Genomic DNA, 17,028 nt, shown 5'->3' with positions numbered 1-17,028 from the left:
AAAGGATAGACAGGCATTTTTACATGCTGTCTATCCTTTTTGGTGCTGTTTAACCGACTTGGTTTTCGGCAAATTGACTCATATAGAGGTCTGCATAAAAGCCTTTTTCTTTCAAAAGCTCACGATGAGTTCCTTTTTCAATGATCGTGCCATCTTTCATGACTAAAATGAGATCGGCATCTTTAATCGTTGAAAGTCGATGTGCAATAACGAAGCTTGTTCTGCCGTTCATTAATTCATTCATTGCTTTTTGAATATGCATCTCTGTCCGTGTATCGACACTGCTTGTTGCTTCATCTAAGATTAATATCTTCGGATCAGATAAGATGGCACGGGCGATGGTTAACAGCTGACGTTGACCTTGTGAGAGGTTGCCGGCATCTTCTGTTAAGAGTGTGTCATATCCATCTGGAAGGGTGCGGATGAAATCGTCTGCATAGGCATGTTTAGCGGCCTTCAACACATCCTCTTTTGAAACATGCGGTCTACCATATGCGATGTTGTCATAAATTGTGCCTTCAAAGAGCCATGTATCCTGAAGAACCATCGCAAATAAGTCACGTACTTGCTCTCGGCTGAGGTCGGTTGTTTTTACGCCGCCAATGCGAATGGAGCCTTGATCTAGCTCGTAAAAGCGCATTAACAGATTAATAATCGTTGTTTTTCCAGCGCCTGTTGGCCCAACAATGGCCACCGTTTGTCCTTCTCGGACTTGTAAATTCAAATCTTTAATAATGGGTTGATCTTTCTCATAACCGAAGTGAACGTGCTCAAAGGCCACATCTCCGGAAAGGGATTTAAGATCAATCGCTGCATCTTCTTCCGCATGTTCTTCTTCCTCATCCAGAATTTCAAACACCCGTTCAGCTGAAGCGATAGCAGATTGAACTAAGTTTGCAACACTGGATGCTTGCACAAGCGGCTGCGACATTTGCTGTGTGTATTGGATAAATGCTTGCACATCCCCAACACGAATATTCCCGTTAATGACAAGAATTCCGCCAGCAACACTTACCGCCACATAGCCAAGATTCCCAATAAAGGTCATCATCGGCATCATTAAGCCGGAGATAAATTGTGCTTTTCTTGAAGATTCATATAGTTGTTCGTTTAATTGATCAAATGTATCAATGGCTTTCTTTTCATAGCCATACGCACGAACCGTCTGATGTCCTGTGAACATTTCATTAATATGTCCATTGATCATCCCTAGTTCTTTTTGCTGTGCTTTAAAATGCTTTTGCGAAAATGATGTAATGCCTCGAATCGCAAACAAACTAAGAGGCAGCGTCAAACAAACAAGCAGTGTCAGCAGCGGACTGATGAAAAGCATCATGACGACAATACCAATGACTGTAATAACAGATGTGATCACTTGTGTGAGTGCCTGCTGTAAAGAAGTATTAATATTATCAATGTCGTTCATCACCCGGCTCAGCGTGTCTCCGTGTGTTGTTTTATCAAAATAACGAAGAGGGAGACGTGTGAGTTTGTCACTCGCTTCTTGTCTTAGTTCAGCAATGGTCTGCTGCGAGACACCCGCCATCACATATTGCTGCACGAATGAGAAGAGAGAAGCCACGACATATAATAGAACAAGCAGCAATAAAATGCGTGAAATGACATCAAATTGAACGCCAGTTCCTTGTGTAAAACTTTCAAATAGGGAAGAGGTGGCATCCCCAAGTAATTTTGGACTGATGACATTAAAAACGGTTGAACCGATCGCTGCAATCAGGACAACGATCAACTGAAATTTCCTCGGTTTTAAATAGCCCGTTAAACGAAGAAGTGTTTTTTTAAATTCTTTCGGTTTTTGTACTGGGCCCCTTGGGTGACCGCCTTTATGTCCCATTCCAGAAGACATTTTTTTACTCATCCTTGCTCCACCTCCTGACCTTCCTGTGATGCGACTATCTCTTGATAGACAAGGTTATCTTTCAGTAACTGTTCATGTGTACCGATACCTGCTATTTTTCCATCATCTAACACAATGATTTTATCGCTATGCTTCACTGTGCTGATTCTTTGAGCCACAATAATCAAAGCAGCATGCTCTTTTTCAGCTTCTAGCGCTGACCGAAGTTTTGCATCCGTTTTGTAATCAAGGGCAGAGAAGCTATCGTCAAACAGGTAGAATGCAGGTTTTCTTACGAGTGCTCTTGCAATCGAAAGACGTTGTTTTTGACCGCCAGAGAGATTCGAACCCCCTTGGTCTATCTCTGCGTGAATTCCGCCATCTTTTTGCAAAACAAATTCTTCGGCCTGTGCTGTCCGCAGTGCCTGCCAAATCTCGTCATCTGTAGCATCTCGTTTGCCAAAGCGCACATTATCAGCAATGGTTCCGCTAAATAAAATGGCTTTTTGAGAAACATAACCCATCTGACTTCTCAGTTTCTCTTGAGGCAATTCTCTAATATCGACACCATCTAATGTAATTTTTCCTTCTGTTGCTTCATAAAAACGTGTCATCAGCTGAAGAAGGGTCGTTTTCCCGGAACCTGTACTGCCAATGATCGCCGTCGTTTCACCCTTTTTGGCTTCAAACGTCATGTCTTGAACGGCTGGTTTTTCAGCATTTGAATAATAAAATGACACATTCTCAAAGCGAATGGACTGGGCTGGCTGATCAAGTTTAGTGACAGCCTCTTTTTTGTCTTTAATTCTTGGTTCTAGATTTAACACTTCATTCATCCGTTTAGCTGATGCCTGAGCTCTAGGCACCATAATAAAACTCATAGACAGCATAATGAGTGCCATTAAAATCATCATCGCATATTGAATGAAGGCGATCAGATTCCCGACTTCCATCTGTCCGGCATCAATCCGATTAGCGCCAATCCAGACAATGCCGATATTCGTGAAGTTCATGATAATGAGCATAAAAGGGAACAAGTACGCCATTAATCGATTGACCTTAAGGCCAGTATCCTTATACGATGTATTGGCTTCTTGAAAACGTTCCTTTTCGTCATCTACTCGGTTAAACGCACGAATGACCCGAATGCCTGAAAGCGACTCTCTCATAATCAAGTTCAGCCGGTCCGTTTTTTTCTGAAGCTGGCCAAAGAGGGGGATCGCTTTTCTTGACACCAAATAAATGAACCCGCCAAGAAGGGGGAGAGCTGCTAAAAAGATGAGAGATAACACAGCATCTCTAGATACAGCCAAAATAATTCCACCAACGAGCATAAGAGGCGCCCGTGTCATCATTTGTAAGATCATGATCGTGACATCTTGAACTTGTTTCACATCATTTGTGGATCTTGTAATAAAGGAAGATGTCCCGATTTTTTGAAATTCTTCTAATGAGAATTGTTCGACATGCACAAACAGCTGTCTTCTCATATCACGCCCGAAGCCTAGAGCTGTCTTAGATGACAAGTAGGACTTCCAAATCGTGAGCAAGATGGCAAGTAAAGAACAAGCCACCATCCAGCCCCCAACCTTCCATATATAAGCGACATCTCCTTGGACGATCCCGACATCAACGATATCTGCTGTAAGCGTCGGTAAATACAGCTGGAGCATACTGCTTAAAAAGGTGAGAATCACAATGGACACAACGGATAGCCGATAGGGCTTTAAAAACGATAAAATTGATTTCATACGAATACCTTTCTTCCATATAGTCTGTTGTTCTGTAACCCATCATATACAAAGAGGGATTATTTCTACAAATGAAATGTCTTGTTTTAGTGAATTATTTATATTGTTCAATTTTAGAAAAGAAATCCTTCACAAACACATAAAAATCATGGGCAGAAGGAGACATTTCTCGCGTTTTAGATGCAATAATGCCAACCGTTCTTCTCACTTGAGGAAAATCGATCGGAATTTTCACTGTAAATCGCGGTGTTGTTTCATAAAAGGCACTTTCGGGTAATAAGGTAACACCCATTCCTGCCGATACGAGACCTTTTATGGCATCCAAATCTTCTCCTTCAGATGAGATGGTAGGCTCATAGCCTGCCTGCTTGCAAGCATCAACCGCAATTTGTCTCAGCACATACCCTTCAGGAAATAACACGAAATGATCCTTTCTTAAATCACTTAAATGAATGCTCCTTTGTCCGCTAAAGGGGTGGCTAACCGGCAAAAGGGCATAAATGCTTTCAGAAAACAAGATATTTCCTTCTATTTGAGGATCGTTTGTCGGGACGGGTCCTAAAAAGGCAAGATCAATGTCTCGATTTTTGACAGCTTCAATCAGAAACTTATAGGAACCTTGCCGAAGTAAAAAATCGACCTCAGGATATTCCAGCTTAAATGCGGAAATGACAGAAGGGAGCACTTGGCTTGCTAGACTTGTAGGAAATCCAATGTTCACTGTCCCTTTGTGGGGATCTAAGTATTCATCAATTTGTTCTTTGGCGTAATCAATGGCTTTGAGTGCAGTTCTGACATGATCTAAAAATTGTCTGCCGATTTTCGTTAATTTGATATTTCGTCCTTCTCGTTCGAATAAAGCCACTCCAAGTTCTTCTTCTAAATTGGCAATCTGCCGGCTGATGGCAGATTGGGCAACGTGTAAGTTTTCAGCCGCTTCTGACACGTGTTCACGGTCAGCAACTTCTACAAAATAACGTAATTGACGAAGCTCCATTTTTGCACTTCACACCCATCTATCTCAAAAAGAGATTGTTTTGATCTAAATTATATATTGTTTATATTAATTTGAAAACTTAAAATAAGTTACAGAGTTTGTGAGATTTTATTACTGTGAAAAAACGGATCTTTTAAACGGGGGAGAGAAACGATGACTTATAATCAACTACCACAACCACAAGGTCTCTACCGTCCTGAATTTGAACATGATGCATGTGGAATCGGACTGTACGCCCATTTAAAAGGGGAGGCGACACATAGCATCGTCAAAAAGGGATTGCAAATGCTGTGCCAGCTTGATCACCGCGGCGGGCAAGGCAGTGATCCGTATACAGGTGATGGTGCCGGTTTAATGGTACAACTGCCAGACGCTTTTTTTAGAAAGAACTGCCAAGACTTTGCACTTCCAGAAAAGGGCCGTTACGGGGTAGGAATGGTGTTCTTTTCAAAAGATGATGATGCCAAAACGCGTCAAGCGATCGAACAAAAGATCAACGGCTTCATTAAACAAGAAGGGCAAACATTAATTGGCTGGAGAACGGTCCCTGTTGATGCTGGGAAAATTGGAACGGTTGCAGCGAAGAGCTGTCCGGTTGTGAGACAGGTCTTTATCGGAGCAAACGACAACGTAACAGACCGTTTGTCATTTGAACGAAAATTATACGTCATCCGCAAGCAGGCTGAAAACTGGGGAACAGCAGAGGAAAAACAATTTTACTTTGTCAGCCTGTCTAGTCAAACCATTGTATATAAGGGGCTTTTAACATCAGATCAAGTTGATGCTTTTTATCTTGATCTACAGGATGAAACATTTGTTTCTGCATTTTCACTCGTTCATTCAAGATTTAGTACAAATACATTCCCGACATGGGAACGAGCGCATCCAAACCGTTACTTAATTCATAACGGAGAAATCAATACATTAAGAGGAAACATCAATTGGATGAGAGCAAGAGAACAACAATTCGTGTCTGAAGCCTTCGGAGAAGATCTAGACAAGATTTTGCCAGTGCTGAATGCAGACGGAAGTGATTCATCCATTTTAGACAATGCCTTTGAATTTTTCGTGCTTGCAGGGCGTACTCCTGCTCATACAGCGATGATGCTGATTCCTGAGCCGTGGACGGAGAATACGCACATGTCTAAAGAGAAACGGGCATTTTATGAATACCATAGTTCATTAATGGAGCCGTGGGATGGCCCGACAGCGATTTCGTTTACGGACGGTAAACAAATCGGCGCCATCTTAGACCGTAACGGATTAAGACCTGCGAGATACTATGTGACAAATGACGATCATATCATTTTCTCATCTGAGGTCGGCGTCATCGACACAAATGAAGAAGATGTGAAGTATAAAGACCGTCTTGAACCAGGTAAAATGCTGTTAATCGATTTAGAAGAAGGACGCATTATTTCTGATGAAGAAGTGAAATCTTCGATTGCGAATGAACTTCCTTATCAAAAATGGCTCGATGAAGAAATGGTTCACGTCAATCGCTCTGAAGAAAATTCAGAAAATTCTAGTATAATGAGTGATTTGTTAACACGTCAGCGTGCTTTCCATTATACGTACGAAGACATTCAAAAGTATTTAATTCCTTTACTCGAAGAAGGAAAGGACCCAATTGGCTCAATGGGAAGTGATACACCGCTTGCTGTGTTATCAGATCGTGCGCAGTCGCTGTTTTCTTATTTCAAACAGCTGTTTGCTCAAGTGACGAACCCGCCAATTGATGCCATTCGTGAGCAGCTTGTCACATCGACCATGACTTGGTTAGGTGCTGAGGGAGATATTTTACATCCAAATGAATATTCATGCCGAAGAATTAAACTTTATACACCAGTTTTAACAAGCGGGCAGTTCAACGGATTGAAAACGATTGTTCATAACGCCTTTAAAAGCAAAACGATTCATACACTTTTCACTGATGACCTAAAACGCGGTCTTGATGCGATGTTTGAAGAGGCAGAAAAAGCCATTCGTGAAGGGGTATCTTTACTAATTCTTTCCGATCGTGACATGACGGAAGAAAAAGTGCCGATTCCACCACTTCTTGCATTGAGTGCACTTCATCAGCATCTTGTGCGTCAAGGCTTACGAACAAAGGTGAGCTTAATCGTCGAATCTGGAGAAGTAAGAGAGGTTCATCATTTTGCCGCACTGATTGGCTACGGTGCAGATGCGATCCATCCGTACCTCGTTTACGAAACATACAAACAGCTTATTGCTGAAGAAGCGATTGCGATTAGCTTTGATGAGGCTGTCACAAAGTTTGGGAAAAGTGTGACTGAGGGCGTCGTTAAAGTAATGTCTAAAGTGGGAATTTCCACTGTCCAAAGCTATCGAGGCGCACAAATTTTTGAAGCAGTCGGCATTAGTGAAGATGTCATCCAGGCGTATTTCACAGGAACAGCTTCACAGCTAGGTGGAATTGATCTTGATACCATTGCAAGTGAAGCAAAACTTCGTCATGAGGCTGGGTATCAGGCATCAACTGATCAAACGCTAGAATCAGGCAGTGAATTCCAGTGGAGAAAAAATGGAGAGCATCATGCCTTTAACCCAAAAACCATTCATACCCTTCAGTGGGCATGCCGCAACGAAGATTATGATTTATTTAAACAATATACGAAGGCAGCGGATGAAGAACGAATTGGTTTCCTTAGAAATCTATTTGCTTTTCGTTCAAAACAAAAGCCAGTTCGTCTAGAAGAAGTTGAATCTGCTGAATCCATTGTACGCCGCTTTAAGACAGGTGCGATGTCATTTGGTTCATTAAGTAAAGAAGCGCATGAAGCACTAGCGATTGCGATGAACCGAATTGGCGGCAAAAGCAACAGCGGAGAAGGCGGGGAAGACCCTGTACGCTTCACAGTAGATGAGCACGGGGATGATCGCAGAAGTGCGATTAAACAGATTGCTTCTGGCCGCTTTGGCGTGAAAAGTCATTATTTAGTCAATGCAGATGAACTGCAAATTAAAATGGCGCAAGGTGCAAAGCCGGGAGAAGGCGGACAGCTGCCAGGAAATAAAGTATATCCTTGGGTTGCAGACGTCCGTGGTTCTACGCCAGGTGTTGGCCTAATCTCACCACCGCCTCACCATGATATTTATTCAATCGAGGATTTGGCTCAATTGATCCATGATTTGAAAAACGCAAACCGTGACGCACGCATCAGCGTCAAGCTAGTTTCTAAAGCTGGCGTTGGAACGATTGCAGCAGGTGTTGCAAAAGGGACAGCTGATGTCATCGTAATTAGTGGATATGATGGCGGTACTGGAGCTTCTCCGAAAACAAGTATTAAACATACAGGACTTCCTTGGGAGCTTGGATTGGCAGAAGCGCATCAAACCCTTGTCTTAAACGGCCTTCGAGAGCGAGTCGTTCTTGAAACGGATGGCAAATTAATGACAGGACGCGACGTTGTCATGGCTGCGATTTTAGGAGCAGAAGAATACGGCTTTGCGACAGCTCCACTTGTCGTATTAGGATGCGTCATGATGAGAGCATGTCATTTAGATACTTGCCCAGTCGGTGTCGCTACTCAAAACCCGGAACTTCGTAAAAAATTCATGGGTGACCCTGATCACATTGTCAACTTCATGATGTTTATTGCAGAGGAAGTAAGAGAAATTTTAGCTGAACTTGGCTTTACATCAATGGATGAATTGATTGGGCGTACAGATGTTTTATCAGTAAGTGAAAGAGCAAAAGCACACTGGAAAGCAGGACAGCTGAACCTTGAAACCCTGCTTTATCAGCCAGAGGGAGCACGCACATTCAGAACGCCACAAAATCATAAAATTGATGAATCACTGGATATGAATGAGATTCTCCCTTATGTACAGGAAGCGCTCGATCATCAAACACCGGTTGATCTGTCACTAAACATTCGCAACATTCACCGTGTAGCTGGAACGATTACGGGCAGTGAAGTGTCTAAGCGCTACGGCGAAGAAGGTCTGCCAGAGGATACGATCACACTTCGGTTCACTGGTTCAGCTGGACAAAGCTTCGGCGCATTTGTTCCAAAGGGGATGTCCTTATATTTAACAGGTGACTCAAATGACTATATCGGCAAAGGACTCTCTGGAGGCAAAATTGCTGTCAAAACATCTGATCACTTTGTACAAAATGGACATGAGAACGTGATTGTCGGTAACGTTGCATTTTACGGTGCGACAAGCGGAAAAGCGTATATTAACGGCCGTGCAGGTGAACGATTTGCGGTTCGTAATTCAGGTGTCAATGTGGTCGTTGAAGGAATCGGTGATCACGGCTGTGAATACATGACTGGCGGACGTGTTGTCATTTTAGGTGACGTCGGGAAAAACTTTGGCGCAGGGATGTCTGGCGGTATCGCTTACGTGCATACATCTGATGCAAAACAGTTCAAAAGAATGTGCAACATGGAAATGATCATGTTTGAAAAACTCACAGATCACGAAGAAGAACAAGAAGTGAAGCAAATGATTCAGGAACACCTTGATTATACAAACAGCTCAAAAGCAGCAGCGCTTCTAGAGAACTGGGCAAAAGAAAAGAATCAATTCATTAAGATCATTCCGAGAAATTACAAAATGATGCTTCAAAGTATTGAGGAACAAAAACAAGCAGGCCTCAGCCACGAGGAAGCTGTTATGTTCGCATTTGAAGCAAACACAAAACCGAAAAATAAAGAAACGGCAAACGGGCAAAAAGCAGCCCTCGCTCATTAAGAAAGGGGAGAGGACAATGGGCAAAGCAACAGGTTTTATGGATTATAAAAGAGAAAAGCCAAATGAACGTGACCCTCTCACTCGTCAAAATGACTGGAAAGAATATTCAGCTCCTTATACAGATGAGGTATTGAAACAGCAGGGTGCTAGATGTATGGATTGCGGAACACCGTTTTGTCAAATTGGGATGGAGATCAGGGGCGGCGTTTCTGGCTGCCCGATCTACAATTTAATTCCAGAATGGAACGACCTTGTCTACCGGGGCAGATGGAAAGAAGCGCTTGAAAGACTACAAAAAACGAACAATTTCCCTGAATTTACTGGAAGAGTATGTCCAGCACCTTGTGAAGGCTCATGTACCGTCGCGATCAATGATCCAGCAGTATCGATTAAAAATATCGAACGGACGATCATTGATAAAGGTTTTGAAAATGGCTGGATTACACCAAGAATTCCTTCAAGTCGTACAGGGAAAAAGGTTGCTATTGTCGGATCAGGACCAGCAGGACTGGCAAGTGCAGACCAATTAAACCAAGCAGGACACGCTGTAACCGTGTTTGAACGATCTGATCGTCTTGGCGGATTGCTCACTTATGGTATTCCGAATATGAAGCTCGACAAAGAAGTCGTTGAGCGCAGAGTCAAACTTTTAAGACAAGAAGGCATTGACTTTGTGACCAATACAGAAATTGGTGTGGATATCACGGCTGATGAACTGAAAGAGCAATTTGATGCGGTCATCCTTTGTACAGGAGCACAAAAGCAGCGTGACCTGTTAATTGAAGGTAGGGAAGCAAAAGGGATTCACCTGGCAATGGATTATTTAACACTCGCAACAAAAAGCATGCTTGATTCAGGATTCAAAGATAAAAACTTTATTGACGCAAAAGGGAAAGACGTCATTGTGATTGGCGGAGGAGATACAGGCGCTGACTGCGTCGCAACTGCACTTCGCCAAAAAGCAAAAAGTGTTGTTCAATTCGGAAAGCATCCAAAGCTTCCAGATACACGTGTAGGGGATAACATGTGGCCAGAACAGCCTTATGTCTTCTCTCTAGATTATGCTTACGAAGAAGCACAAGCAAAATTTGGAGAAGACCCGCGCCAATATTCGATTCAAACCACAAAGATTGTGGCTGATAAAAATGGGAAGTTAAAAGAGCTTCATACCATTCAAATGGAAAAGGTGAAAAACGAGCAAGGGAAGTTTGAATTTCATGAGATTCCAGGAACAGAGAAGGTATGGCCAGCTCAGCTAGTCTTTATTGCGATTGGTTTTGAGGGAACTGAACAGCCGCTAGTGAAACACTTCGGCGTGGACAGCAAAAACAATCGGATTGACGCAAAATATGGGGAATATACAACGAATGTAGAAGGCGTATTTGCAGCGGGAGATGCAAGACGCGGTCAAAGCTTGATTGTCTGGGCAATTAACGAAGGCAGACAAGTGGCGCATGAGGTAGACCGTTATTTAATGGGGAGTTCGGTTCTGCCAAAATAGGTCAAACAAAGGGTGTTTACCATATATAGAGAAAAGCCATGACCAAAGAGTGGTCATGGCTTTTTATGATTCAGACATGATGGGATTTGAAATTCTAGATGATGGATCTAACAAAACGCTTGAGGAAGACGACGTCTTTATTTTACTGCCTTCATAAATGGTTTAGAACCTTCCTTTCCTGTACATGCTGTAAGTACATGCAGTGAGAAAGGAAGGTATATGTGTGCCATTTTTTAATATTTTGATTGAACTCTTTATCGGATTTTTTGCTTTATTTTCCATTACGAAGCTATTAGGGAAAACACAATTTGCACAAATCACGCCGTTTGATTTTATTTCTGCACTGATTTTAGGGGAGATGGTCGGTAACGCCATTTTTGATCCAGAAGTCAGCGTGCTACATATCCTTTTTGCGGTTGCAGTCTGGGGCGTTTTAATCTACACAGTTGAATGGCTTTCACAAAAATTCAAATCCATTCGCGCTTTTTTAGAAGGAAGACCGACTCTTGTGATTGATAAAGGAAAGATTCACTACAATCGATTAAAGAAAAATATGCTCGATTTAAATCAGCTGCAGACACTGATTCGGGCGAAAGGGCATTTTGCTCTTAATGAAATTGAATATGCCATTTTGGAAACGGATGGGTCTGTGAGTGTGCTTCCGAAAATGAAGTATGCACCAGCTACAGCCGAAGATGTGAACGTGAAAGGAAAAGAAGTCACATTGCCTAGAACGTTTATTATCGACGGAGAGATTTTAAGAAAAGATTTAAAGGAAGCTGGATTTGATGAAGCCTGGCTGAGAGAGCAATTGAAAAAGCAGCACATTTCCTCCTATAAAGACGTCCTATTTTGTGAATGGATTGAAAATGAAGGAATTTATGCGATGAAATATGAAAAAACATCCACAACCTAACACAGTGGATGTTTTTTTGTGTTTTTTTGTTTTATCACTGAATAGGATCAAAAAGAATACGTCAATGAAAACGTTCACAATATAAGGGGGAGATGTGTGATGAAGTATGGAAAACGATTGCTGATGATGGTATTGGCCTTACTGCTTTTTGACTCAGCTTATGCGCAAGCAGCTGGACACAACCATCAAACAAACCGCGTGCTTATTGTCGATCAAAAAGGAAATGGGACATTTCGAACGGTTCAATCTGCCATTGATGCGATACCAGTGAACAATCAACAGCAAACGACGATATATATTAAAAATGGTGTGTATAAAGAAAAGATTCTCCTTCCGCAAAATAAGCCGTATGTGTCCTTTATTGGAGAAAATCAGTATCAGACGATTCTGACGTATGATGATACAAATGCAAGCAGCGGGAGCACAACCAATAGCTCTAGTACAATGATTCGGGCAAATCATTTTTACGCAGAAAATATCACGTTTCAAAATACAGCTGGCCGAAACGCAGGGCAGGCGGTTGCCCTTTATGTATCCGGGGACCGGGCTGTGTTTAAACACGTACGTGTTCTCGGTTATCAAGATACACTATATGCTACAGGCACAGGAAGACAGTATTATGAAGATTGCTATATCGAGGGCACGGTTGACTTCATATTTGGTTCAGCAACGGCTGTATTTAAAAGAGCTGAAATAAAAAGTCTTGGAAATGGGTATATTACAGCGGCATCCACAACAGAAGCGCAAAAGTATGGCTACGTTTTTATTGATTCCACATTAAATAAAGGAACGGCCGCGTCTCAATCTGTGTACTTAGGCCGTCCGTGGAGACCTCATTCGGCTGTCACGTTCCTCCAAACAAAAATGGATGAACATATTAAAGCTGAGGGATGGCATAACTGGGATAACAAAGACAACGAAAAAACGGCTAGATATAAAGAATATGGATCAACGGGCGCAGGGAGTCATGTGGCAAACCGGGTGAAGTGGTCAACGATATTAAAAAAAAACGAAGCAAGTCAAATCACCGTTCAAGCCGTGCTTAGCGGAAGCGATGGCTGGAATCCTGAAAAAAGGTAAAAGAGGCTTGTCAGTTTTCGTCAAAGAAAGCTGACTTTTCTGTTTAAAAAACCTTTGAGAACAAACGTTCTTTTGTGTATAATGAACATAATCTGCTAAATTTGGCTGCTTTTCTAAAAAGGAGGGATTGCGTGAAACGTTTCTCACAGGTCATGTTTTTACAACTATGTATTTTGTCGATGTTATTTCTCCCTTTTTCAGTGAAAGATGAACAACTAACAGCTCATGATGATCAATCAAAATGGATCACTTCCTTAGACGAATTCATTCGAACAGCACCTGATCTAGAGGGCGCGATTGCTGGCATCAGCGTACGCGATACTTCTGACACTTCCCTTCTTTATGAACATCAAGCAGACATCCGTCTGACTCCTGCTTCTAATATGAAACTACTCACATCTGCTATCGCACTCGATCTACTGGGTGAAACACACACTTTTCCAACAGACGTTTGGATGGATGGTTCAATCCAAAAGAAAACATTGCACGGCAATCTTTATCTCCGAGGCACTGGAGACCCGACATTGTTAGAAAGCGATTTTGCCGCATTAGCCAAACAAGTCAAAAAGGCCGGAATACATACGATTCGTGGACAGCTTGCGGCTGATGATACTTGGTTTGATGACACAAGGTATTCCATCGATCTGCCGTGGAGTGATGAAGATCAATATTACGGCGCTCAAATATCTGCTCTTACTGCTTCACCGAATGAGGATTATGATGCAGGAACGATCATTCTCGAAGTTAAGCCGGGAAAGAAAGCAGGGCAGAAGGCCAGCTATGAGATGATCCCGAAGACTGACGTCGCTCAAGTTATCAATCAAGTGAAAACTGTGCCAGAAGGCGGAAAGAAGAAAATATCTTTTAAACGCTCTCACGGTACAAACAAAATTACATTGACTGGGACGATTCCACTAAAAGCATCCTCGTCTAAACAATGGGTCGCATTATGGGAACCGACAACGTATGCTTTAGACTTAATGAAACGAGCATTAAAGGCTGAGGGGATTCAGCTGAAAGGATCACTCAAAACAAAACAAGTTCCTAAAAAATCGAAAAAAATCGCTTCCCATTCATCAATGCCTTTATCCGATCTTCTTGTTCCGATGATGAAATTAAGCAACAATACACATGCAGAAATTCTGTTAAAAGAACTTGGGAAGCGGGTAAAGAACAAAGGAAGTTTTGACAAAGGGCTTGACGTGCTGAATGAACGTCTTCCTGCCTATGGCATCGATGCATCTATGACTGTGTTGAGAGACGGATCAGGCATATCACCCATTAACCTTGTTTCTGCAAACCAATTCACTTTATTTTTGACAAACATTCAAAAGGAAAAATGGTTTAACACCTATGTCCATGCACTTCCGTTAGCTGGGGCAAGTGAGCGTATGGTGGGAGGTACATTAAGAAACAGATTGAAAGAACCAGCTACACTAAAAAAAGTGCGTGCAAAAACAGGTACGCTATCAACGGTCAGCACACTATCTGGATACATTGAAACGCAGAGTGGAAAAACGCTTGCTTTTTCCATCTTATTGAATCATCTCGTTGATGACGAAAAAGGAAAAGAGATAGAAGACCGCATTGTCAGCATATTAGCTGAGGATCTTTAGACAGAGAAGGAGAACCATCATGACGTTAGATAATAATCAATCTTTAGTAAAAACCATGTCGATCTTTCTAATTCCACTTTTATTAAGCAATATTTTGCAATCAATTGGACAGCTTGTTTCCATTGTGCTTGTCGGTAGATGGATTGGAGAGGATGCAGTAGCTGCGATTTCTGCATTCTTTCCACTTTTCTTTTTACTTGTTTCTTTTTCCATTGGGATTGGATCAGGAAGCTCGATCCTGATTGGACAAGCATACGGAGCAAAAAATGAGCAGAGGTTAAAGGAAATTATCGGTACAACGCTTTCGTTCACCTTTTTAATCGGACTTTCTTTAGCTGTCATTGGAGGTTTTTTTGCCACAGATATTTTACATTTGATGGGGACACCTGCAAATATTGTGGAGGAAAGTGCGGCATATGCCAGAATCCTATTCATCTCCATGCCCATCTTATTTCTTTATTTTGTCTATACAACTTTTTTACGAGGAACAGGAGATTCGAAAACTCCATTTTATTTCTTAATGATTAGTACAGGAACAAATATTTTACTGCTACCGATCTTATTATTCGGCTGGCTTGGTTTACCGGCATTTGGTTTATATGGTGCTGCGTATTCTTCTGTGATTTCTACAATCGTTACGTTTATCATTCTTCATATCTACCTTTATAAAACAAAGCACCCGCTGCGCATTGATGCGTCGGTTAGAAAGCATCTATTGATGAAAGGGGATTTATTAAAAACGCTATTAAAGTTAAGTATCCCTTCTAGTATTAATATGATTCTCATTTCTTTATCAGAAATTGCTGTCATTTCTTTTGTCAACGATTATGGATCACAGGCGACCGCAGCTTATGGTGTTGTCAACCAAGTCGTAAGTTATGTACAGATGCCCGCAGTGAGCCTTGGTATTGCTGTTTCTATCTTCGCCGCACAATTCATTGGCGCAGGAAACATGAATCGTTTGAAAGATGTCATTAAAATTGGGCTGGGGCTAAACTTTGCGATAGGCGGATTGATTATTATTTTCGTCTATATTTTCGCACCACAAATTTTATCTATCTTTTTAACAGATCCTGCAACAATTGATATTGCATATAGTTTGGTCGTGATCACCCTATGGAGCTATCTCATTTTTGGAACAGCACAAATCGTTGCAGCCACAATGAGAGCAAGTGGCACAGTTCTATGGCCGACCATCTTTAGTATTTGTTCCATTTGGCTTGTTGAAGTACCAGTGGCTTATGTGCTATCACACCATACATCGCTTGGGATCAAAGGAATATGGATAGGATATCCTGCTGCCTTTTTTGTAAACTTATTGCTCCAATACGGCTATTATCGACTGGTATGGAAGAAAAAGCAGATCGTTGCACTTGTCCAATCATAATGTGAGCCTATCATCTGGCATATACATACGAAGATCGATTACTTTGTAGGGGGTCTGATCTTCTATGTTTTTAAATCAAAGAAGTGAGCTCAGTTCGTATGATATCGGTGACTTCACTTATGCCGGACCAGATTTTCAAGTCTTGACGTGGGGAGAAGGAACAACGCTGAATGTAGGGAAGTTTTGTTCCATCGCAAACGAAGTAAAAGTTTTTCTTGGTGGTGAACACCGAACAGATTGGGTCACCACATATCCCTTCAATCAAATTTTCACAGATGCTGCCCATATTGAAGGACATCCACGATCAAAAGGGGATGTGTGTATAGGGCACGATGTTTGGATTGGATATGGAGCAACAATCATGTCAGGAGTACAGATAGGAAACGGGGCAGTCATTGGAGCAAATAGTCTGATTACAAAAGATGTGCCTCCATATGCGATTGTCGCAGGGAACCCGCAGCGGCTCATGAAATATCGGTTTTCTTCGGATATCATTGAAAAACTTCAGTTATTAGAATGGTGGAATTTAGAGTTTTCTTTCATACAGTCTATTTTTCACCTCTTGCAATCTCCTGATATTGACCGTTGTATAAGCGTAATTGAAGATAGAAAAAAGAAAGGCTGACAGAGCCTTTCTTTTTTTATCTTCGTTTCACTTAGCTGAGTCTGATGATGGTAAGTGATGCACCGGTTGCACCACCACCTATTAGAATGGCTGTTACAATCGCTCCGAAAAATTGTAATGAAATTGTATTTCCTGCTGTTAAATTGACAATAACTGTATTGCTCATAAAAGTTGTGGATACGGCAGAGGACTGAATTGAACCTGGAATAGCAGTTGATCCATTCAACCATAGCCTTGTGCTCACTAAAAGTGCAGTAGTGGTATTTACTTGATATGTGATATAGTATTTACCTGTTTGCTGGACTGTGAATGTATCATTTGAACCATTCGGCGTAAATCCATTAATATTTTGATTACTTGGTAAAGCAATGTTCGTACCACCAGCAATAGTAATGATTGTAGGACCTGTTGTATTTCCAGCATAAAGTGCCGTATCAGTTGGACCGGTAGCTCCAGTGGCACCAGTGATTCCGGTAGCTCCAGTTGGACCGGTGCCTCCAGTGGCACCAGTGATTCCGGTAGCTCCAGTTGGACCGGTGCCTCCAGTGGCACCAGTGATTCCGGTAGCTCCA

General features: G+C 41.9%; 11 protein-coding genes. 7 read left to right on the top strand and 4 right to left on the bottom strand.

What is annotated here, in order from left to right; all coding sequences use genetic code 11:
• Window positions 1-49 precede the first annotated feature (49 nt).
• From FXF70_RS04960 to gltC, 3 genes are all read right to left on the bottom strand, one after another.
• Window positions 50-1,879: an ABC transporter ATP-binding protein gene (locus tag FXF70_RS04960; RefSeq protein ID WP_125590408.1), complete on the bottom strand. Its 1,830-nt coding sequence runs from the start codon at window positions 1,877-1,879 to the stop codon at window positions 50-52.
• Window positions 1,876-3,609: an ABC transporter ATP-binding protein gene (locus tag FXF70_RS04955; protein WP_148779931.1), complete on the bottom strand. Its 1,734-nt coding sequence runs from the start codon at window positions 3,607-3,609 to the stop codon at window positions 1,876-1,878. Before FXF70_RS04955 ends, FXF70_RS04960 begins: the two co-directional genes overlap by 4 nt.
• 94 nt (window positions 3,610-3,703) lie before the next feature.
• Window positions 3,704-4,606, bottom strand: coding sequence for a glutamate biosynthesis transcriptional regulator GltC (gltC, locus tag FXF70_RS04950; RefSeq protein WP_060832389.1), 903 nt, complete (start codon window positions 4,604-4,606; stop codon window positions 3,704-3,706).
• 153 nt (window positions 4,607-4,759) lie between these two features.
• Between gltC and gltB the strand changes: the two genes are divergently transcribed.
• The 7 genes from gltB (at window position 4,760) to FXF70_RS04915 (ending at window position 16,456) form a co-directional block, all read left to right on the top strand.
• Window positions 4,760-9,331 (top strand): glutamate synthase large subunit, encoded by a 4,572-nt coding sequence (gene gltB / locus FXF70_RS04945; RefSeq protein ID WP_148779930.1) that lies wholly within the window; start codon window positions 4,760-4,762, stop codon window positions 9,329-9,331.
• A gap of 16 nt (window positions 9,332-9,347) precedes the next feature.
• A complete protein-coding gene (gltD, locus tag FXF70_RS04940) occupies window positions 9,348-10,832 on the top strand; it encodes a glutamate synthase small subunit (protein WP_008346585.1) in 1,485 nt (494 codons plus the stop codon).
• A gap of 223 nt (window positions 10,833-11,055) precedes the next feature.
• Window positions 11,056-11,748, top strand: a complete 693-nt coding sequence (locus tag FXF70_RS04935; RefSeq protein WP_035391798.1) for a DUF421 domain-containing protein — start codon at window positions 11,056-11,058, stop codon at window positions 11,746-11,748.
• Between the two features lie 99 nt (window positions 11,749-11,847).
• Window positions 11,848-12,828, top strand: coding sequence for a pectinesterase family protein (locus FXF70_RS04930; RefSeq protein WP_148779929.1), 981 nt, complete (start codon window positions 11,848-11,850; stop codon window positions 12,826-12,828).
• Between the two features lie 131 nt (window positions 12,829-12,959).
• A complete protein-coding gene (gene dacB, locus FXF70_RS04925) occupies window positions 12,960-14,444 on the top strand; it encodes a D-alanyl-D-alanine carboxypeptidase/D-alanyl-D-alanine endopeptidase (RefSeq protein WP_148779928.1) in 1,485 nt (494 codons plus the stop codon).
• A 19-nt stretch (window positions 14,445-14,463) separates the two neighbouring features.
• On the top strand, window positions 14,464-15,831 hold the full coding sequence (locus tag FXF70_RS04920; protein WP_035703202.1) for an MATE family efflux transporter: 1,368 nt from the start codon (window positions 14,464-14,466) through the stop codon (window positions 15,829-15,831).
• A gap of 64 nt (window positions 15,832-15,895) precedes the next feature.
• Window positions 15,896-16,456, top strand: coding sequence for a CatB-related O-acetyltransferase (locus FXF70_RS04915; RefSeq protein WP_017358859.1), 561 nt, complete (start codon window positions 15,896-15,898; stop codon window positions 16,454-16,456).
• A gap of 31 nt (window positions 16,457-16,487) precedes the next feature.
• Here the strand turns inward: FXF70_RS04915 and FXF70_RS04910 are convergent.
• Window positions 16,488-17,028 (bottom strand): BclA C-terminal domain-containing protein (locus FXF70_RS04910; protein WP_483862045.1); only part of this gene is annotated, 541 nt, incomplete at its 5' end.

The sequence above is a fragment of the Bacillus sp. Y3 genome, from assembly GCF_008123875.1.
GTDB classification, from domain to species: domain Bacteria; phylum Bacillota; class Bacilli; order Bacillales; family Bacillaceae; genus Bacillus; species Bacillus altitudinis.
The sequence above is the reverse complement of the archived record's forward strand: the minus strand, read 5'-3'. Positions and strand labels throughout refer to the sequence as shown.